Here is a 16,727-nt window from a genome sequence, read left to right as displayed (position 1 = left end):
TTTCGAGGAGAAGCTGATGTGCAAGGAAGTTCAGATCCTGATCGCGCGCGTCCGTGCCGAGCTGGAACGGCTGCATCATGACGAAGGCGGCTACTCGACCGAAGCCGTCGTGGTGACCGCTGCCTTGGTCCTTCTGGCGATTGCTGTGATCGCGATCATCGTCGCCAAGGTGACCGAGAAGGCCAACGGCATCACCCTCTAGGCCGGTGACCACGATGCCTCGAAACGTCCTGCGCCGACTTCGCGCGGATGAGCGCGGCGCCGGCACAGCTGAGCTCGTCATCGCTACCCCGCTGCTGTTGCTGCTGGTTCTTCTCATCGCTCAATTCGCGTTGTATATGCACGCCGTCCACATTGCTCAAGCTGCTGCGTCGCAAGCGCTTTCCGCGGCACGAATCTCCGGCGGCAGCTCAGCCACTGGTGACACCGAGGGACAACGAGTCCTCACACAACTGGGCAACGGACCGTTGCGGGAGACCTCGGTGAACGTCCAGCGTGGAGCTGCTCAGGTATCCGTGATGGTCACAGGAACCGTGACCAGCCTGATCCCGTTCACAACCCTCGCGGTCCACGCCGAAGCCGTTGGGCCAGTGGAGAAATTCACCCCGCCGAGCGGAGCCGGGGCGGTGACACCATGACCGCGGCCCGCGGCCTCCTCGCGCTACGGCGGGACGATCGGGGGTCCGCCGCGGCCGAGCTCACCCTTCTGACCCCGGTGCTGATTCTCCTGCTGTTGTTCGTCGTCTTCTGCGGCCGGCTGGCCGATATCAAGCTGCGGGTCAACGACGTCGCCCACCAGGCCGCCCGCGCCGCCACTCTGGCCCGCAGTCCATCGCAAGCCACCGCCAACGCTCAGGCCACTGCCAGCGCGGCCCTGCGCTCGGCCGGGATCGCCTGCCAGTCGCTGTCGGTTTCCGCCGACACTCAGGGGCTCAAGCCTGGGGCGACGGTGACCGTGACCGTGTCGTGCAGCGTTGGGCTCGGAGACCTGACCGCGCTCGGCGTGCCCGGCAGCCGGACGTTCGAGTCCACCTTCTCCTCACCGGTCGACGTCTGGCGCGGCAACCACCGTCAGTTCACGAATTCTGAAGGCCGGTTGGGAGGGAACTGACGTGTGTCCGATGTGGATGGCGGTGTGCGAGCGCGTCGGTTGGGGAACTGGCGGTGGTTCAGGGGCTGGCTGGGGGCAGGTTGGTGAGGTCGGGGTGGTCGAGGTTGGTGGTGTAGCGGGTGGCGGCTTTGATGCCGAGGCCGAAGAGGTCGACGATGCGGCGGGCGTCGCCGTCGGTGGCTCGGGCTTCGTCGAGGATGCGGTCCTGGCGGATGGAAGTGGCGGTCAAGCCGGTGCCGATGGTGAGTTTGACCCAGCGTTGGCCGACCGGGATGGTGCGTCCGGCGGTGCGGTAGTGCAGGAACAGGTGAGGGTTGAGGCTGTTGGGCCAGCGGGTGTTGCGGTAGTCGAGGTAGTCGCTCAGGCGTGCTCGGACGGGGTCGGCGAGGACGATGACGCGGCCGGCCTGGTGGAGTCGGCCGCCGCGGGTGTCGGTGAGCTGGAGCCCGCGGATCTGGCTGGGTGTCAGGGCGTGGAAGGCGATGAGGGCGACGACGAGGGCTTGGGCTGGTTTGGTCGAGTTGATCGCGTCGCGCAGGCTGGTGAGGTCGGCGGGCAGCAGTTGGTGTTCTTCGCTGTTGCTGGTCTTGACTCGGATGGTCGGGTTGGTGAACAGGACTTTCTGTCCTTTGAGGACTTTGAAGATCGATTTGAGTCCTTGACCGGCTTCGGCGCGGGGGTTTCCGCTGGGCGGCAAGGCTTCCAGGATTGCGGTGCGGTCGATTTCGCGCAGCGAGGAGTGTCCGGTGTTGGCCCAGATCCGCAGCGTCGGCAGGGACCATTGCAGGTGCAGCCTGATGGTGACGGGGCTGCGTGGCCGGCGGCGGGGCGGGGTGGCGCTGCCATTCTTCATGACGCTGAACCAGGCGCGCAGTTCGCCGGTCATGATATCGGGCAGGCCGGCGATTGTGCGGTCGAACCAGGCGTCGAGCGCGGGGGTGCGGTCTTCTTCGAGGAGCCCGGCGTCGGCGAGGACTTCCAGCACGGACCAGACGGGCAGGTCGATGCCGCGCAATGCGGCGACCTCGCTGGCCTTGAGCGGTGCGCCGGGGGTGTCTTGCAGGCCGAGCAGGATCCGCAGGCCGTGGCAGGTGTCCTCGGTGATGAGCGGCGTCCAGCCCTGCTGACCGGCGTGCTCGCGCGCGCGGCGGGCAAGGTCGGCGGCCAGGTCCGGGTCAGGTGGGAGCGGGAGTCCGGCGCGGCCGTGGGTGGTGAGGTCCCGCTGGGTGGGGAACAGCACGTGCTGGTCCCCGGCGGTCATCTGGACCAGCGACGGCGTCGAGGTTTGGTGTGGTCGGGGCGGGCGCGGGGTCTCGCGTTGGAAGGCCATTCCGGCGAAGAACAGTTGTTGCCCGTCGCGGTTCGCGCCGATCAGGTCGAGGGGCTGGCCGAACTCGCGCAGCATGCTGGCCTGTTTGTGACACAACCGGCAGGAGCCGCGGTTGCTGAGGTGCGTGGTGGTGTGGCAGATGCAGCAGGCGCCGATGGTGCGGTGCTGGCGGCGCCAGGCGTCGCAGCCGCGGCAGAGCCAGCCCAGGGTGCGGGTCGCGCCCCAGGCGTGGCAGTCGAGGCAGGACTCGACGCGCGGGATCGCCGAGGGGTGGCAGCGGCGGCAGAGTCCGGAGGCGTAGTAGTCGATGCGGGAGGCGCAGCGCAGGCAAGGCGGCGGGGTCACCGGACCGCCGGGCCAGCAGGTGAAGCAGTAGTCCACGCGCGCCATCGCAACTGGTGTCGCGCGGCAGACCGCGCACAGGGTCTTGTGTCCGGAGCTCACGCGGGCGGCAGCGTCCGGTTGCGGCCCAGATGTGGGGTGACGGTCGGCCCGGCGGAGGCTTCGGCAGCGTGTGCGGGGCGGCGGGCGGCGACCTTGTCGGGTTCGCAGATCAGCAGCTCGGCGGAGTTGCAGTCCAGCACGGTGCAGATGACGTCGAGGTCGTCGAGGCGGATCGAGGTCGGGGTGCCGGTCCAGAGGGCTGACATCTTGCCTGCGCTGATCTCGAGTCCGGCCTCGGCGAGCCGGCGGCGCATCTCGGTGGATTTCCAGATGCCGCGTTCAGCGGCTTTCATCCGCAGATTCCAGCGCATCGCTGCGCTCCTTTCCGGTGCCGAGCCGGGCTGTGACCCGGTCGTTGGCGGTGGTCCAGGCGTGTTCGATGTGGTCGTCGTGGACGTGGATGTAGCCGGTGGTGGTGGAGAGCCAGGAATGGCCGAGCAGGTCCTGGATCGCTTTGAGGTCAACACCTCTGGCGTAGAGAGAGGATGCGCAGAAGTGCCGCAGGCCGTGCGGGCTGAGGCGCCCGTTCCAGGCCGGCAGCCAGCGCTCGACTGCCCCGGCCAGGCCGGTCCGCAGCGCGTCGTCGCCGGCGCGCAGGCAGTGCCCGGTGTGCCGGTCGCGGCGTTCGCTGGGCAGCAGCGGCGCGTCCGGGTCGTCGTAGTCGTCGCCGAACTGGTGACGGACGTCGGTGAGCCACCAGGTGATCAACGCGTTCACCGAGTCGATTGCCGGGATCAGCCGGGTCTTCGGTCCCCGGCCTCGGCTGCCTTTGCCGAAGCGGATGTTCAGCTTGCCGAGCTCGCCGAGATCGGGGCGCCAGTCGCGGATGTCGAGCATGACCGTTTCGGTGATCCGCAGCCCGGCGCGGCGCCAGAGCGACGCGGCGAGGTAGTCCCGTGCGGCGGGAAGGTACTTCCGCGCCTCGGGCAACGCCAGGCGCCACGCGCTGAACAGCAGGTCGATCTCGTCCTGGCTCGGCGGGATCCGCGGGGAGCCCTGGGTGGCCTTGGCTGGCCGGTTGAACTCGTCGATCGGCTGGGTCACGACGTGCCCGGTCAGCGCGTGCAGGTCGCCTTGGTAGCGGGTGATGAGGAAGTCGAAGAACTGGGCCAGCTTCCATGCCTTGTTCTGCACTGTGGTCTTGGCTTGTGCTCGGTCCTTGCGCAGGTAGCCGAGGAATCGGTCGGCGTCCTCGGCCGTGACCGTCCATACCGGTCGTCCGACGAACCGGGCGAACTCGAACACCGCGCTGCGGTGGTCGCTCACGTGCTTGTCGGTGATCCCCGCGCCGGCCATCGCCAGCGCGTACTGATCGACCAGCTCCTGCTCGTAGTCCTCCTGCTCCAGCGGTGTCCGCAGCTGCCGCGGTGCTCGCAACGACCGAACCTCAGCCAGCGCCACGCGCACCTCGGATCAGCCAGAGCGACCAGACATCGCAGAAGGCGACAGTCTGTCAGGAATCTCGACGAACGGTCGGAATCGTTATGCGAACGAACAGAACCACCCTGGCCAGGCCAGCAGCTCTACCAGGGCCAACGCACACAGCAGCAACTGGCGGGACTTCCCACAACCTCTGGAGGTACAGCATGAGCTCGATCGCAGTGCTGCGTCGGCTGCGCGACGACGAAGAAGGCCGGGTGACCGCCTTCGTCGTCACCATCGCGCTCGCGGCCCTCCTCTTCGCCGGCCTCGTACTCGATGGCGGGCTGGCACTGGCCGCCAAGGTCCGCGCGATCGGCGAGGCGCAGGAGGCCGCACGGGCCGGCGCCCAGGAGATCGATCTGGCTGCGTACCGCGCCGACGGCTCGCTGCGCCTGGTCCCGCAGCGGGCTGGCGCTGCGGCCCGGAGTTACCTCGCCGCCGCGGGACACACCGGCAGCGTGTCGGTCACCGGCAACAAGGTCGCCGTAACCGTCACCATCGACCAGCCCACCCAGCTGCTCGGGCTCGTCAGCATCGCCTCGATCACCGTAACCGGAGCCGGACAAGCCGAACCACAGCGCGGAATCTCCGGCGTACTTCCATGAGAGGACAAGAAAATGGTGACTACCGAAGAGATCGAACGCCGCGTCGAGGAAGCAGACGCAGCCCGCAGCGCGAAGAGGACCGAAGCCGCGCGGCGCGTCGGCGAGCTCGTGCGGCAGCGGACTGAAGTGGCCGACAAGCTCGGCGAGATCGACCGGCAGCTTGGAGACGTCCTCGTCGGAGCGAGCGACGTCATCGGCGTTGACGAGCTGGCCAAGTTCACCGATGTCCCGGCTGCCGACCTCGCCCAGTGGCGCGACGGCCGCAAGACGACCCGGGCCAGGCGCAAGCGGCAGGCCGCGAGCGCCCCTGCCTCGAAGATCAGCCCGAGCGCGCCGCCGGCGCTCGCCGGGACGCGGACATCGGCCGCCGATGCGTCCACCCGGACTCCCGTACCAGTGCCGTGACCGTGTCGGCCCTCTCTCGCCGGACGCGGGTGCTCGTCGGGGCACTCCGGTGTGTCCGCGGACTGCTCGCATCCGGCGTCCTGATCGGTCTCGTGGCGGGCCTGCCCTGGGCTCTGGTGCACTTCGTGGGCTGGCCGCTGCCGGACCAGCTGCCGACCTGGGACGAGATCCAGGCGACCCTGCTCAACCCGATGAGCGTCCGCTTCCTGCTGAACATCTTGGCGGTGGTGTGCTGGATCGTCTGGTTCTTCTTCGTTCTGGACGTCCTTCGCTGCTCCGTCGACGCAGCGCGTGGAATGACGTGGCCGAGTCGCCGGCCCGGCCCGCTGCGCGGGGTCGCCGCGGTCCTCGTCGGGACCATCGTGCTTACCCTGCTCGGCAGCCGAAGCTCGTACTCAGCGCCGCTTGCGGGCACCGCGGCGCTCACAATCGGCCTCCGGCCGGTCGCCGTCGTCGCATCCCTGGACCCGGGTCCTGCACCACAGGCGACCAGCGTGGTTATCGATCCCGCTGCGCCTGCTCCGGCCGGCATGGTCCAGGTCACCGAGGAAGTCCGACTCCCACACGAGGGGGTCTACGACAGCCTGTGGCGCGTCGCCGAGCGCCTCTACGGTCCTGGTGGCGGCAGCCGTTGGCCCGAGCTCTTTCAGCTGAACCGCGGCCTGGAGCAGCCCGACGGACGTGCCCTGACGAACCCCAGCCTGGTGCGGCCCGGCTGGAAGATCACCGCGTACATCCCGGCGCCCAACCAGGAGCACCCGCGAGTGCCGCCTCGACAGCCACCGCCTCCCACAACCACGGCGCCCACCCAGCCGGCTCCGGAACCTACCGCGGCGGGGGAGCACCGGGAGGACCGTCCCGAGCCTGCCGTCGACCTGGTGACGGGTGTGTTCGTCAGCCTCGGCCTCACCGGAGCGATCGCCGTGGCCGTGGTGTCGACCAGGATGTGGCGTCGGCGGCGCTATCGGATCGGAAGCGGCGACCGTGCTGACCTTCAGCGCCCGATCGCCCCCGTGGTCCGCGCCCTCTGCGCCGCACACGACGACGGCGACCTGCGGCCTGGTGAAGTTGCCGAGCTCGTCGACCTGGCCTTACCGGGGGAGTCGGAACTCAGCGGCGAGCTGGACCAGGTGTCCGCGAAGATCGGCGTTCGAGAACGTCGCGAACTGGCCTTGAGCCTCGCCAGCACCCGCGGGCTTGGCCTTGCCGGCGCCGGAGCGACCGCGGCCGCTCGCGCGCTGCTCCTGCACCTGATCGCCGAGCAGCAGCCTGGCAACGGTGTCGGCGTGATCGTGCCCGTCGACGACTTGCGTTTGGTTTTCGACGGCATCGCCGTTGAGGATCTGCCGAGCAGTGTTCACGTCGTCGCGACGCTCGATGCCGCGCTCGACGAGATGGAGGCGGCCCTGCTGACTCGTACTCGCCACGCGATCGAGGAGACTGGAGCTCGGCCCGCTGTACCTTCGCTCGTACTGCTCGCCAGGCCTGCATCCCACGCTGATCGTCGCCTGCAAGCCGTCCTCGACAACGGCTCGACGCTCGGCTTGGCCGGCGTGTTCCTCGGCCAGTGGCGTCCCGGGGCGACTCTGCTCGTCCGCCAGGACGGCACCGTCAGCGCGATCAGTCCCGGGATCGACGACGTCCTCACCGGTACGCGCCTGTTCAACGTTCCGGCTGCCGACGCCACCTCTCTCCTCGAAGTGCTCCGAGTTGCAGAGAGCGCCGCTGAACAGGCTCGGAAACCGGTTCCCGAGCAGCGATCGACGGAGGTTGAGGCGAGCAGCTCGCTCGAGCAGGAGGTGCAGCACGCCGAGGATAACCAGCCGCCGGCCCGCGAGGAACCGCCGGTCGGTACCAAGCAGACCCGGCTGTTCCTGCGTGTGCTGGGCCGAGTTCAACTCGCCGTACGGGATGAAGCAGGCGATCGCGAGCTGGGCGGTGCGTTCACGCCGAAACAGCGTGAAGTCCTCGTCTTCCTCGCGCTGCATCCCCAGGGAGTCCGGCGCGAGGTTCTCAACGAGGCCGTCTGGCCCGACAGCCGTCCACCGAGGCCGTACAACTCGTTCCACAACACCCTCTCGACGTTGCGCCGCGCGCTCGCCGACGCCACCGACGGCCAGACGGGCAACCTCGTCCTTAACGAGGACGGTCGCTACCGGCTCAGCGACGAACTCCTCGACGTCGACTTCTGGCAGCTGCAGCGCGTTCTGCAGGCGCAGCGCCCACCGGACGAGCACGGCAGTACCGGCCTCCGCGACGCGGTCGAGCTGTACCGCGGCGACCTCGCCGAGGATCTGCTCGCCCAATGGATCGAACCCTTCCGGGAATCCGTCCGCCGAGACGTCTTGGATGCGCTCGGCGTGCTTATCCGCGCCGACGGCGAAATTTCCCCGGAGACCGCGCTGGTTCTGCTCGAACGAGCTCGCAAGTTCGACCAGTACAACGAAGGCGTCTACCGCGATATCATTCGTATGCAGGCACGGTTGGGCCAGTACGCGGCTATTCCGCGGACCGTCGCGCTCCTGACCACGACGCTCGCCGAGATCGACCAGCAGGTGAGTGCCGAGACCCTCAATCTCGCCGATTTTCTCCAGCGTCGAGGCAGCGCGCGATGGAAGGATGCCGCCGACAGTGCGGCAGCTAGTTGACCGGTGGAGGATGCTGCCGCCGTAAGGTCCTGGTGACGGTCTTCTCGCGATGCCTGTTAGAGCGGTAGCCCTCGCCAGCATTTTAAGCGCCAGGTCGGCGGGCTTATGGTGCCTACCGATGTGACGCCCGACTCGGATGCCGGCAGGCATGTGAACAGTCGGGAGGGGCTGGCTGCCGACAGGTTTGTGACCGTGCAACCGGATTCATTCGAACAAAATCCTTGCACGCGTTTCCTTGTCTCTATTTGTTGCACTCTATTCATATTGGTCTTTATTTATTCCCGCTTCTGCTCGTCTGCATTTCGGCAGCGCGCTGTCCTGCGTGTTTGCTTCGATCTATTGCCCTCTCGCTCTGGCCTGGCGAGTCTGCAAGGAGCGCATAATTGTCGGGAAATAACCCGTTGGGGTCTTGATTTTGTGCGACTCGGACCTAGAATGGATTGTAGGAGAGTGGGACGGCAACCCCAAACTCTCCGGTTCGCCAACCAACACCGCTCACCTGACTGAAGGCTCAGTGATGACCATGCTTGAGGCGTGCGTATCCCAATTTTCTCTTACCGTCGACGCGGCGGACACCATTCAAGCCCTAGTGGGCAGCTCCGACCACCCTTGGGGCCGACGGCTCCACGATGCGCTGAAGTTCGCCACGTACGCGGAGTGCGTCTACGCCGTTGAGCCGTACGCGCGTGTCGAACTCGCGGACTTCCGGCCGGACGCGCCCAAGTATCCCGACGTCGCCGACCGGTCCGTGTCCGGCGTGTTGGGTGAGCTGCAGGCGGCCGGGTACGTCGACACGCGCGACGTACTGCAGGAAGACGCGGGCCAGACCTATCTGTCCGAGGGACGCACGGTGACGGCCGTGCACGTCGTCCGGCCCTTCGCGCTGGTCGGCGTCGACTACCGCTTTTCCCGGGAAGCCAACAGCCGAGCGATCCGGTACGGGCACGCGTACGCCGACCGGTGGGAGATCACCGAACGCGCCTACACCGTCCCCGCCGGGTGGTACCTGGTCGGCGAGACGGGCGACTTCACGGCGGCCCTGGTCGGCGTCGCCGGCATCTCAGGGGACAGCGACGACTTGCTGTGCTCGCTGTTCGAAATCGAAGGGTTCGGCGCGTCAACCTGTCTCGCCGGGTGCGGATCGTGCGGGATGCGCTGGTCGGCGGAGTCGGGGTCGTGGCACTTCCGGCCCGACGACTGCGACGCCGACGCCTGGGACTTCGATGATGCCGCCGACGTCGACGACGAATCCGGCACCGTCGAGTGCCCGGCATGCGCTACCGGCCGCGTCGGCTTCTCCATCTCCTGATCTTTCGCCGTAGCGCAGGCGGTCCCGCGTCTTCGTGAGCTGTGCGCTAACTCTACTTTCTTGTGAGGCTGCAATGTTTGCTGTGCTGTCTGTGGACGGAACCCCCATGGGGCTGTTGTCCGACGACGTCGCCGAATCGATCACTCTGCAGTTCGACACGGACTCGGCTCCGACGCATCGGTGCCGAGCTTGCGGGGAGGAACTGGCCGAGACTCTGGACGGCTACGAATCGACGTCCGGCGACAGCGCGTGTGCCGACTTCGAACCGACGACCGAGACCGACCCGGACTACGGCGAAGGTCCGCACGATCCCGAGCGGATCCCGCTGTCCTGGTGCAACAGTGCGGCCGTCCACACCGACGAATCCGAAGACTCGGTCACGGTGTCCATTTCGGTCGGGGACCCGCGCGGCGCCTTCACCTTCACCGTCCGGCGCGTGCCGGACGACGCCGAAGGCGACCTCGCCGGACGGCTGATCATGCACACCCCGTACGCCGGAGAACCGATGCCGCACGCCGCCTTGACGGTGCTGCACGAAGGAACCCACGTCGTAGGCACGTACGCGCCGACTCGAAGTCTGCACTCGGTTCCTCCCGCCGCCTGAACGCCTACGGAGGTTCCCGATGAACACCGCACCTGCAGGCGACCGCGCCCAGTCGGGTGAGGTCTACGTGACCGTGGCCGACTCCGGCGCCGCCTTCCCGGCCGTGATCGAGGACAAGCGTTGGAACGGGTTCACTCGGCCGCGCTTCAGCCGCGCGGCGGCCGAAGCCGTGGTCTCCTGGCTGAGCGACTGCCACGGTGCCATCGCCGCCGCATTCGACGGCGAGGTAGTCGCCATCACCGAAACCGCGGCCGGTCGCGCGGAACGCATCGGACCGGGCGCGGATGGCCGCTACCCGATCGGCGCCGGTGCGTGGGAATGGGAACTGACCACACCAGCCGCCGACGTCGCCGCCGCCGAGCAAGCGTTGCTCGCCGGTGCTGACCGGCTCGCGCCCGAGGCGGGCGAAGTCCTGGTCAAGATCAACGCTACCGGCGACGATCCCGGCTTCCCGGCCCAGGTGGACCCCGTGTCCGGCTGGAGCCGGTCGGGGACCCCGCGCTTCCGCCCCGACGTCGCGGTTGTCGTTGTCGCCTGGCTCAACGCCTGCGGGCGGCAGTACCCGGGCGCCACGGTGGCGTACTGGGAGGACAGCACGATCATGCTCCTTGACCCGCTCGCCGCGATCCAGGACGGATACGTGCCGACGCAAGTCATGCGGGAGGCGGACGGCCGGTACGCGATCGGCGCCAATTTCGAGTGGGAGCACGCCGAAGGCTGACAGCTCGCGGACAGCGAGAACACCCATAGCCGTGGTGTTCCGGGACGGCAACCCCGGCGCACCACCGAACCACCAACACCGCACCAAACCCATCCGAAAGGATCTGTCATGACGCGCACACCCCGTCGACCGTCCAGGGCTGCAACGAAGGCCCGGCGCACGGTTACGCCCGAAGAACGCGCTGAGCGCCTCGAAGCTGCCCGCGAGCAGCTGCTGGAGGGCGTGGACAAGCTGATGACCGCCGACGGCTGGCAGCAGCTGATCACCTCCCGGGCGTGGCTGCGCCGCTACAGTCTCAACAACTTGATCATGATCCTGCAGCAGTGCCCGGAAGCCACCGACGTTCGGCCGCTCTCGGAGTGGAAGCGCGAAGGCTACGGCTTCATGCGCAAGGGCACGCACAAGATCAAGATCTGGAAGCCGTGCTTCCGCAGGATGACCGACGACGAGAACACCAAACCGAGCGAAGGTGTCGAGCCGGACCCGGACAAGGCGCCCGCGCTGTCGGGATTCATGCTCGTGCCCGTCGTCGACGTCTCCCAGCTGCAGGGCGATCCTCGGGCCGCGCAGCCGTCGCCGCCGGAGCCGATCGCGCTGTGCGGCGACGCGCCACGTGGCCTGTGGGACGGGGTCGCCGCCCAGATCGGCGCACGCGGCTTCACGGTCGAGCGTGGAGACTGCGGCGGCGCCTTCGGCCGAACCGTCTTCTCCGAGCGACGCGTGACCGTGCGCGACGACGTCGAACCCGCGCAGGCCGCGAAGACGCTGACGCACGAGCTGGCGCACATCCTGTGCGACCACGAAACTCGTCTGGCCACCACGCCACGGCATGTGCTGGAGGTCGAGGCCGAGTCGGTGGCGTGCATCGTCGCCGCGGTCTGCGGCATGGACACGCTGGCGTACTCCGTGCCCTACGTCGCCGGTTGGGCGGCCGATCGCGAGACGGCACGCACTTCGGCGGAGTGCGTGCTCCGCGTTGCGGATCGGATCCTGGACCGGCTTGGCCACGCGGCAGCTTCACCCGTGGCGACTCTCGAGGATCTGGCTGCTGCGCGCGGCGTTCCCGCGGTCGCGTGAATCGGCCGGGGCGCGCTATGACTCCTTCAATCCTGGGCTGCGCCGAGCTCTACGGGCGCCTTCGCTACGTCACCAACCACGCCGGGGCGCAACGGCGAACCCATCCGCCCGCCGGCACGTCAACCGCATCCGCCTTCGACGACCACGACCCGCTCGGCTTGCACGGCCACGTCCTGCAGGGCCTCGGGGCTACCCCCGAATACCTCGACGGCTTCACCGGAGCCTCTGCCGGTTATCCGGCGTTCGGATTCCGGCTCACCGAGAAGGCAGCCCGCCTGGCGCAGCTCTCGGAGGAGTTCGAAGCGTCCTGGACGTGGGGCGACGCCATCCGAGCCGCGGCCAGCCTGGCGCACCAGATCGACAACACCGAGGACGACCAGGCGCTCGGCGACATGGCCTTGCTGGCCGTGGCCCGCCACGTCGGGCGTCAGCACCCACCCGAGATGACGCCGTTGACCGGCTGGTCGCCGCCCGACACACCGCTGTTCCTCGACGGATACCCGGCAACGCTGTTCGGTCACGTGGCCGCAGATCTGCGCGTGGACGCCGTCACCGCGACCTGCACGCGGGAGACCCGGGCGATCACGCTGTTTCGGTCGCTCGGCTGGCGACTCACTCCGCGGGCCGAAGCCTTGGCCGACGCGGTGCAGCATTACGAAGCAAAAGGGCTGCGCTGGCCCGACGCTATCGCCGCGGCGGCAAAGACCGATGTGACACATCTCGAGCGGCACAACTGGGACCGCTGAAACCCGATTCTGAATCTGTTAGTAGCGCCCGGCGGGTGAACACCTCCGGAGAGGCGCGGCAACCACCCGCCGGGCTCCAACACCGCACACCCCAGAAGGGTGCGCGAGCCTGCAGTCTAGCGCACGGCTCCTACCTGTGGTGTGACGCCGTGCCTCTGATAGCTGGAGGGAACTCCCGTGTCTTCATCTCGTCGTGCACTTTCCACTTCTGTCGACGCTGAACAATTTGGAAATGAGATCGCCACGGCAGTCGAGTCCGCATGGAACCGAACCTATGGAACCGGTCGGCTCGATATCCCGGTTTCAGTTGTTGCCACGCTTGCCGCATTGCCGGAGAAGGATTCATGCGGACACATCGTCAGCGAATCGGTCCTCAACTGGGACGCCGACACCTTCCACGACTTCGCGCGGCACACGTGGTCATCGGTCATCCGGCACCGCACCGAAATCACGCACCTCCTCTATCCGATGATCGCGTGGATCTTCGATGACCCTGACCGCGGCGTGCGCGGCCACGCGCTGGCCGTCGCGCAGGCCGCGCTGTGTGCAGGGCAAACGCACCTCACCGGCACGGAACGGCGGTTCGACGTCGACCTGCTCGGCACCGTGCTGACCGTTCTCCGGCCGAAGTCGGCACTTAAGGCACGCGGTCAGTTCTACACGCCCGGGTCTGTCGCGAAGCTCCTCGCCGGCATGTCCGACATCCGAGAGCACAGCAACGTCGCCGACCCGATGATGGGGACCGGCGGCATGTTCCGCGCGGCCGCGGAAGTCATACGCGAGCAGGGCCGAGACCCACGCACCATCCGCTGGATCGGGTGCGACGTCGACTCCTCGCCGTGGCCTGCGCCACCGTGAACAGCATGATCTGGAACCTCGGAACCGACATCGTCTTCCACCCGGGCGACACGCTGGAGCCCGGCTGGCGGGAGGTGGCATTGGCGCGGCGGGAGGAGCTTCGTCGACTTGCCGCGGATCTGCGGCGCGATCAGATGATGATCGCTTTTCTGAAGTCTATATAGGGGCGTAGATGTCTAGCGGCTCGGACTGCGGTGCTCGGGTGCACGGCGTTGCGACTTCATCCTTCGTGTCGGCGGATACCCGTCACTCTGCAACGGCTTTCGCCATGTGAATGTTTCGCCCTATTGATCAAGCACGTCCGAGAAGATCTTCCTGGTGTGCTACATGGGGTCATTATGGTGCTGTGTCATTCCAGGAGGCGAACCGGGCGGCAGTGGGAAACCGGCTGATGTCGCCGAGTAGTCGGGCCGCGCCGGACGGGCCGATGCCGTAGAGGTCACGCAGCCCAGTTCCGGTCTCGGCGAGTATGTCGGTGAGTTGCTGGTCGGCGGGCTTCGATCTTCTTGTCCAGTGTGGTGAGTTCGGTGATCAGTTCGGCGGCGAGCCGGCGTTCTACGTCGGCGGGGTCGTGGCCGGCCCGTGTGCCGCCGTCGCGGCGTAACCGCTGGATCATCGCGGCCTTCTGCTCATCGGTCATGTGCAGGCTGAGCAGCATCGGCAACTCGCGCGCCGCGGCCAGGTCTTCGGTTGGGGCATGGAACCCCGCGGCAACCCGACCGACAACGGGCCACTTCAACCATCCCGAGCACCGGAAGGACGACACGCAACAACCACCGACCGCAGTCTCAAGCCAGGCCGTCACCCATGCGAAAGATCCGGGCTAACAGTCCTGCTCAGACGGAGTCGCCTCGGTTCCGTTAGCGATCTCCTCACTCTCGCGCAGCCAGAGATCATCGTTCATCTTAATCACAAGCGCAACCAGTAGTTTGAGCGCGGTGATGTAGGTACGGTAGTGCTCCTCTTCGTCCGCGACGTCAAGAATTGCGCCATGCAGGTACCTGTTGCGCAGGTTCAGGCCGTCGCTAAAGTCCTGATGATTGAGGCAGTAGTTGAAGTAGCCTGCTTCAGGCTTAGACAACAGCGACTCGGCCCGCACAAGCCAACCCTTTGTGACCATCTCATCGATTGCTTCGCGCGCACCTTTGCGGTGATGGTAGTAACTTGCCGCTTCCAACTCGTAGAGATCGCGCAGCACCACGAACTGGTCGGCACTTGCTAGCCGGATATGGCCTCCAACGTTCTCGGCCACGCCGTGCGCGATTAGGTAGTCGACTTGATCCTTCTGGTAGTCATGGAAGTCACCATAAGAAACATCGTGCTCGATGAGTAGTCGAGCACCGTTGTCAGCCCTGAGGCTATCATTTATGTACCCCAAGCCGGACTGATCCGAGAAGAGTAGGTGCATGACGTTGTGGATGTTTGGGCTATCGCCTACATAGACATACTTGCCGACCAAGCAGGTCGGTACGTCTCGGTACTTGACCTGAGTCGACATCATGGCTAGCAGCTCAGGGTCAAACTCGCCGTTCTCCGCGTAGAGCGAGAACTGCATGACGATACTTTCCATCTCGGCGAACAGATGCCGACTCTTCTCAAGGTATGTTGCAGTCCTACTTGAAGGCGCGAACCGTAGATTCGTCACACCGAAGCTATCTCTCAAATAGTCCGCGAAGAACCACGCTATTACCGACTCAAGCTCAACATTATTGAGTCTGAGAAGTCGCTCATACATGGAGACCTGCAGGAAGGAACTCTGCTCCTTAAGGCGAAAGGCGAAACCCGCTGGATAAGCATCTTTTCCTAAGGTTCCCATTGCGCGCTCAAGCGCTCCGAGTTCCGCCTGATACGAGGGCAGCGTCAACAGCATGTGAGGATCTACGAACCCAAACACATAGAGAAAGTTGTTAAGGACCGTAGGGTAATCGAGGTTCTCATCGAACCACTCGCGACTGTAGGAGTACTTCGTCACGAGCCCGTCCCTTGATGCCTCCACGGGCTCATCTTGCCCCTTGGTAACAGTAACTTCACAGCCGATCACCATTCCGCCACCGTTGGACTCAAAGAACTCCTTCGTCCATCGTTCATGCTTGCGCTTCGCTTTGAGCTTTATCTTCTCGTCGATTCCAGCAGCTGCGTTGACGCGCGCGACGGAGATCAGCTCGAGAAAATTCGGATGCGCCTCCTCGCTATCTATGTATGCGTCAAGCAGTGCGCGCTTGTCCGAACTCTTCAGGCTCTGCGGCAAGTACATCTGCGAGCGATCATCACCGCTGAGATATAGCCGGATCACATGCTCGGCGTTGGCCACGTTCGAAATAAGACGCGTACGTATCTCTTCATCGTAAACCCGCACAAAGCTTCCACACGAGAGCATCGTGCCCATACTGACGTTCAGGCTGTCTAGAATTGCCAGCACACTCGCGGCGGAGCAACGGCTGTAGACCTTGTGTCGCGACAGGAGTTCCAGCAAGTCCGCGTGATACTCATAACTGACCCCTGTGATCCGGAAACTCAGCGTTTCGTCGGTCAGGGAGCCAAAGAATCTGGACTCGACTTCATGCAATCCGGGAATGAGCGCCTTAAAAGCCGCGCGCTGCTCTACGGAAGAGGATGCAGGAAAGTACCCGTTCTCCACGAAGAGTCGGGAATTATATAGTTCGAGAACGTCAGAAGCAGTGTACGTCGTGACTGATGCGTCGAACCGACTAAGAATCTCAGCTGCGCGTCCCGCCTGCAAATAGTTTCCGAGGTCCGCAGGACCAAAGAACTTCAGACGTCGATGTGGCGCAGGAGCGGTGGTCATTCTTGTTACTATACTAGATTCGCACCTCGGAGTCGGCTACCTCCAAGGTGGGTTACCCGGTTCAGCATCCGTCTGCCCCTGCGATGCATGAAGCCTTTGAGTTCCCATGTCATGGTTCGTCGATCATGACTGTGGGCTCCATCCTCAGCTTCGGCGTGTAAGTAGTCGCCTCGAACTCCCGCACTGTTACATATCCGATCACTCTGCGTGAATGCGCTCTCACGCCGCGAAACAGTCGCGCGACCAGGACAGTTCTGCTCTGTGTCACGGCGATCGCTGTGCTCGGGTGCAGGCGGCGAGGTAGGTGGTCCAGTCGTATTGAGCGTAGACGGCCCAGGCGTTGGCGGTGTTGATGTTGAGGTCGAGGAGGTTGGCGAGGACGGCGGCGGGGAGGTCGGTGGCCAGTGCGGCGAGGGCGGCCTGCGGGCGCGGTGGAGGTGGATGGGCAGGTGTGCTTAAGGCGCGGTAGAGGGCGTCGCGGGCGGGTCGTCCGGGCAGGCCGCCAGGGAACAGCCAGCGCGGTTGATCGGCGTCGGTGTGGGTGAGCAGGGCGGTGATGATGCCGTGCTCTCGCTGGGCGTGGAGCAGGACGGCGATCGCGCTCGTCGAAATGTCCGCAACCTGCGGAGATGACACAGCAT

General features: G+C 65.9%; 19 protein-coding genes. 13 read left to right on the top strand and 6 right to left on the bottom strand.

The window, feature by feature from the left end; translation table 11 throughout:
- The first annotated feature begins 16 nt into the window (after positions 1 to 16).
- The 3 genes from BLW76_RS42745 to BLW76_RS42735 are packed head-to-tail and all read left to right on the top strand — an operon-like array spanning position 17 to position 1,111.
- Positions 17 to 202: a hypothetical protein gene (locus BLW76_RS42745; protein WP_091317933.1), complete on the top strand. Its 186-nt coding sequence runs from the start codon at positions 17 to 19 to the stop codon at positions 200 to 202.
- A gap of 13 nt (positions 203 to 215) precedes the next feature.
- Positions 216 to 638: a TadE/TadG family type IV pilus assembly protein gene (locus BLW76_RS42740; protein WP_091320571.1), complete on the top strand. Its 423-nt coding sequence runs from the start codon at positions 216 to 218 to the stop codon at positions 636 to 638.
- The gene (locus tag BLW76_RS42735) at positions 635 to 1,111 is read left to right on the top strand and encodes a TadE/TadG family type IV pilus assembly protein (RefSeq protein ID WP_091317932.1); all 477 of its coding nucleotides are present in this window, start codon (positions 635 to 637) and stop codon (positions 1,109 to 1,111) included. The genes BLW76_RS42740 and BLW76_RS42735 overlap by 4 nt, the downstream gene beginning before the upstream one ends.
- Before the next feature lie 58 nt (positions 1,112 to 1,169).
- Here BLW76_RS42735 and BLW76_RS42730 read toward each other — a convergent pair whose 3' ends face one another.
- From BLW76_RS42730 to BLW76_RS42720, 3 genes are read right to left on the bottom strand one after another with little or no spacing between them, the layout of a single operon-like run.
- Positions 1,170 to 2,831, bottom strand: a complete 1,662-nt coding sequence (locus BLW76_RS42730; RefSeq protein ID WP_091317931.1) for a hypothetical protein — start codon at positions 2,829 to 2,831, stop codon at positions 1,170 to 1,172.
- A gap of 50 nt (positions 2,832 to 2,881) precedes the next feature.
- Positions 2,882 to 3,196, bottom strand: a complete 315-nt coding sequence (locus tag BLW76_RS42725; protein WP_091317930.1) for a helix-turn-helix domain-containing protein — start codon at positions 3,194 to 3,196, stop codon at positions 2,882 to 2,884.
- Entirely contained in the window at positions 3,165 to 4,262 is a 1,098-nt protein-coding gene (locus tag BLW76_RS42720) for a tyrosine-type recombinase/integrase (RefSeq protein WP_244170582.1), read from the bottom strand. Before BLW76_RS42720 ends, BLW76_RS42725 begins: the two co-directional genes overlap by 32 nt.
- 209 nt (positions 4,263 to 4,471) lie before the next feature.
- On the opposite strand from BLW76_RS42720, the gene BLW76_RS42715 reads away from it, so the two are divergent.
- The 10 genes from BLW76_RS42715 to BLW76_RS49060 all read left to right on the top strand — a co-directional run bounded on the left by BLW76_RS42715 (position 4,472) and on the right by BLW76_RS49060 (position 13,444).
- A complete protein-coding gene (locus tag BLW76_RS42715; protein WP_244170581.1) occupies positions 4,472 to 4,912 on the top strand; it encodes a pilus assembly protein TadG-related protein in 441 nt (146 codons plus the stop codon).
- Between the two features lie 12 nt (positions 4,913 to 4,924).
- Positions 4,925 to 5,317 carry a hypothetical protein gene (locus BLW76_RS42710; RefSeq protein WP_091317928.1) on the top strand — a complete coding sequence of 131 codons (393 nt, stop codon included), beginning with the start codon at positions 4,925 to 4,927 and terminating at the stop codon, positions 5,315 to 5,317.
- Positions 5,318 to 5,442: 125 nt separating this feature from the next.
- Positions 5,443 to 7,965, top strand: coding sequence for an AfsR/SARP family transcriptional regulator (locus BLW76_RS42705; RefSeq protein WP_143060792.1), 2,523 nt, complete (start codon positions 5,443 to 5,445; stop codon positions 7,963 to 7,965).
- Positions 7,966 to 8,554: 589 nt separating this feature from the next.
- The gene (locus tag BLW76_RS42700) at positions 8,555 to 9,274 is read left to right on the top strand and encodes a hypothetical protein (RefSeq protein ID WP_091317926.1); all 720 of its coding nucleotides are present in this window, start codon (positions 8,555 to 8,557) and stop codon (positions 9,272 to 9,274) included.
- Positions 9,275 to 9,380: 106 nt separating this feature from the next.
- Positions 9,381 to 9,878: a hypothetical protein gene (locus BLW76_RS42695; protein WP_244170580.1), complete on the top strand. Its 498-nt coding sequence runs from the start codon at positions 9,381 to 9,383 to the stop codon at positions 9,876 to 9,878.
- 67 nt (positions 9,879 to 9,945) lie between these two features.
- Entirely contained in the window at positions 9,946 to 10,599 is a 654-nt protein-coding gene (locus tag BLW76_RS42690) for a hypothetical protein (RefSeq protein WP_143060791.1), read from the top strand.
- Positions 10,600 to 10,707: 108 nt separating this feature from the next.
- Complete coding sequence (locus BLW76_RS42685) at positions 10,708 to 11,676, top strand: hypothetical protein (protein WP_208613491.1); 969 nt, start codon at positions 10,708 to 10,710, stop codon at positions 11,674 to 11,676.
- 17 nt (positions 11,677 to 11,693) lie between these two features.
- Positions 11,694 to 12,422, top strand: a complete 729-nt coding sequence (locus tag BLW76_RS42680; RefSeq protein ID WP_091317923.1) for a hypothetical protein — start codon at positions 11,694 to 11,696, stop codon at positions 12,420 to 12,422.
- A gap of 177 nt (positions 12,423 to 12,599) precedes the next feature.
- A complete protein-coding gene (locus tag BLW76_RS42675; RefSeq protein ID WP_143060790.1) occupies positions 12,600 to 13,280 on the top strand; it encodes an N-6 DNA methylase in 681 nt (226 codons plus the stop codon).
- A gap of 5 nt (positions 13,281 to 13,285) precedes the next feature.
- Complete coding sequence (locus BLW76_RS49060; protein ID WP_167384917.1) at positions 13,286 to 13,444, top strand: hypothetical protein; 159 nt, start codon at positions 13,286 to 13,288, stop codon at positions 13,442 to 13,444.
- A 275-nt stretch (positions 13,445 to 13,719) separates the two neighbouring features.
- On the opposite strand, the gene BLW76_RS48200 is transcribed toward BLW76_RS49060, so the two are convergent.
- From BLW76_RS48200 to BLW76_RS42660, 3 genes are all read right to left on the bottom strand, one after another.
- Entirely contained in the window at positions 13,720 to 13,938 is a 219-nt protein-coding gene (locus BLW76_RS48200; RefSeq protein WP_143060789.1) for a hypothetical protein, read from the bottom strand.
- A gap of 165 nt (positions 13,939 to 14,103) precedes the next feature.
- On the bottom strand, positions 14,104 to 16,086 hold the full coding sequence (locus BLW76_RS42665; RefSeq protein WP_143060788.1) for a hypothetical protein: 1,983 nt from the start codon (positions 16,084 to 16,086) through the stop codon (positions 14,104 to 14,106).
- Between the two features lie 264 nt (positions 16,087 to 16,350).
- A complete protein-coding gene (locus tag BLW76_RS42660; protein ID WP_091317919.1) occupies positions 16,351 to 16,722 on the bottom strand; it encodes a hypothetical protein in 372 nt (123 codons plus the stop codon).
- Between the last annotated feature and the right edge of the window lie 5 nt (positions 16,723 to 16,727).

It is taken from the genome of Amycolatopsis tolypomycina (assembly GCF_900105945.1).
In the GTDB taxonomy this organism is placed as follows: Bacteria; Actinomycetota; Actinomycetes; order Mycobacteriales; family Pseudonocardiaceae; genus Amycolatopsis; species Amycolatopsis tolypomycina.
This window is presented reverse-complemented; position numbering and strand designations above follow the sequence as displayed.

Excerpts from the sequence above, each read along its gene's own strand:
- BLW76_RS42745 (WP_091317933.1), top strand. The coding sequence starts at position 17 with ATGTGCAAGGAAGTTCAGATCCTGATCGCGCGCGTCCGTGCCGAGCTG.
- BLW76_RS42740 (WP_091320571.1), top strand. The coding sequence starts at position 216 with ATGCCTCGAAACGTCCTGCGCCGACTTCGCGCGGATGAGCGCGGCGCC.
- BLW76_RS42735 (WP_091317932.1), top strand. The coding sequence starts at position 635 with ATGACCGCGGCCCGCGGCCTCCTCGCGCTACGGCGGGACGATCGGGGG.
- BLW76_RS42730 (WP_091317931.1), bottom strand. The coding sequence starts at position 2,831 with ATGGCGCGCGTGGACTACTGCTTCACCTGCTGGCCCGGCGGTCCGGTG.
- BLW76_RS42725 (WP_091317930.1), bottom strand. The coding sequence starts at position 3,196 with ATGCGCTGGAATCTGCGGATGAAAGCCGCTGAACGCGGCATCTGGAAA.
- BLW76_RS42715 (WP_244170581.1), top strand. The coding sequence starts at position 4,472 with ATGAGCTCGATCGCAGTGCTGCGTCGGCTGCGCGACGACGAAGAAGGC.
- BLW76_RS42710 (WP_091317928.1), top strand. The coding sequence starts at position 4,925 with ATGGTGACTACCGAAGAGATCGAACGCCGCGTCGAGGAAGCAGACGCA.
- BLW76_RS42695 (WP_244170580.1), top strand. The coding sequence starts at position 9,381 with ATGGGGCTGTTGTCCGACGACGTCGCCGAATCGATCACTCTGCAGTTC.
- BLW76_RS42685 (WP_208613491.1), top strand. The coding sequence starts at position 10,708 with ATGACGCGCACACCCCGTCGACCGTCCAGGGCTGCAACGAAGGCCCGG.
- BLW76_RS42680 (WP_091317923.1), top strand. The coding sequence starts at position 11,694 with ATGACTCCTTCAATCCTGGGCTGCGCCGAGCTCTACGGGCGCCTTCGC.
- BLW76_RS49060 (WP_167384917.1), top strand. The coding sequence starts at position 13,286 with ATGATCTGGAACCTCGGAACCGACATCGTCTTCCACCCGGGCGACACG.
- BLW76_RS48200 (WP_143060789.1), bottom strand. The coding sequence starts at position 13,938 with ATGCTGCTCAGCCTGCACATGACCGATGAGCAGAAGGCCGCGATGATC.
- BLW76_RS42665 (WP_143060788.1), bottom strand. The coding sequence starts at position 16,086 with ATGACCACCGCTCCTGCGCCACATCGACGTCTGAAGTTCTTTGGTCCT.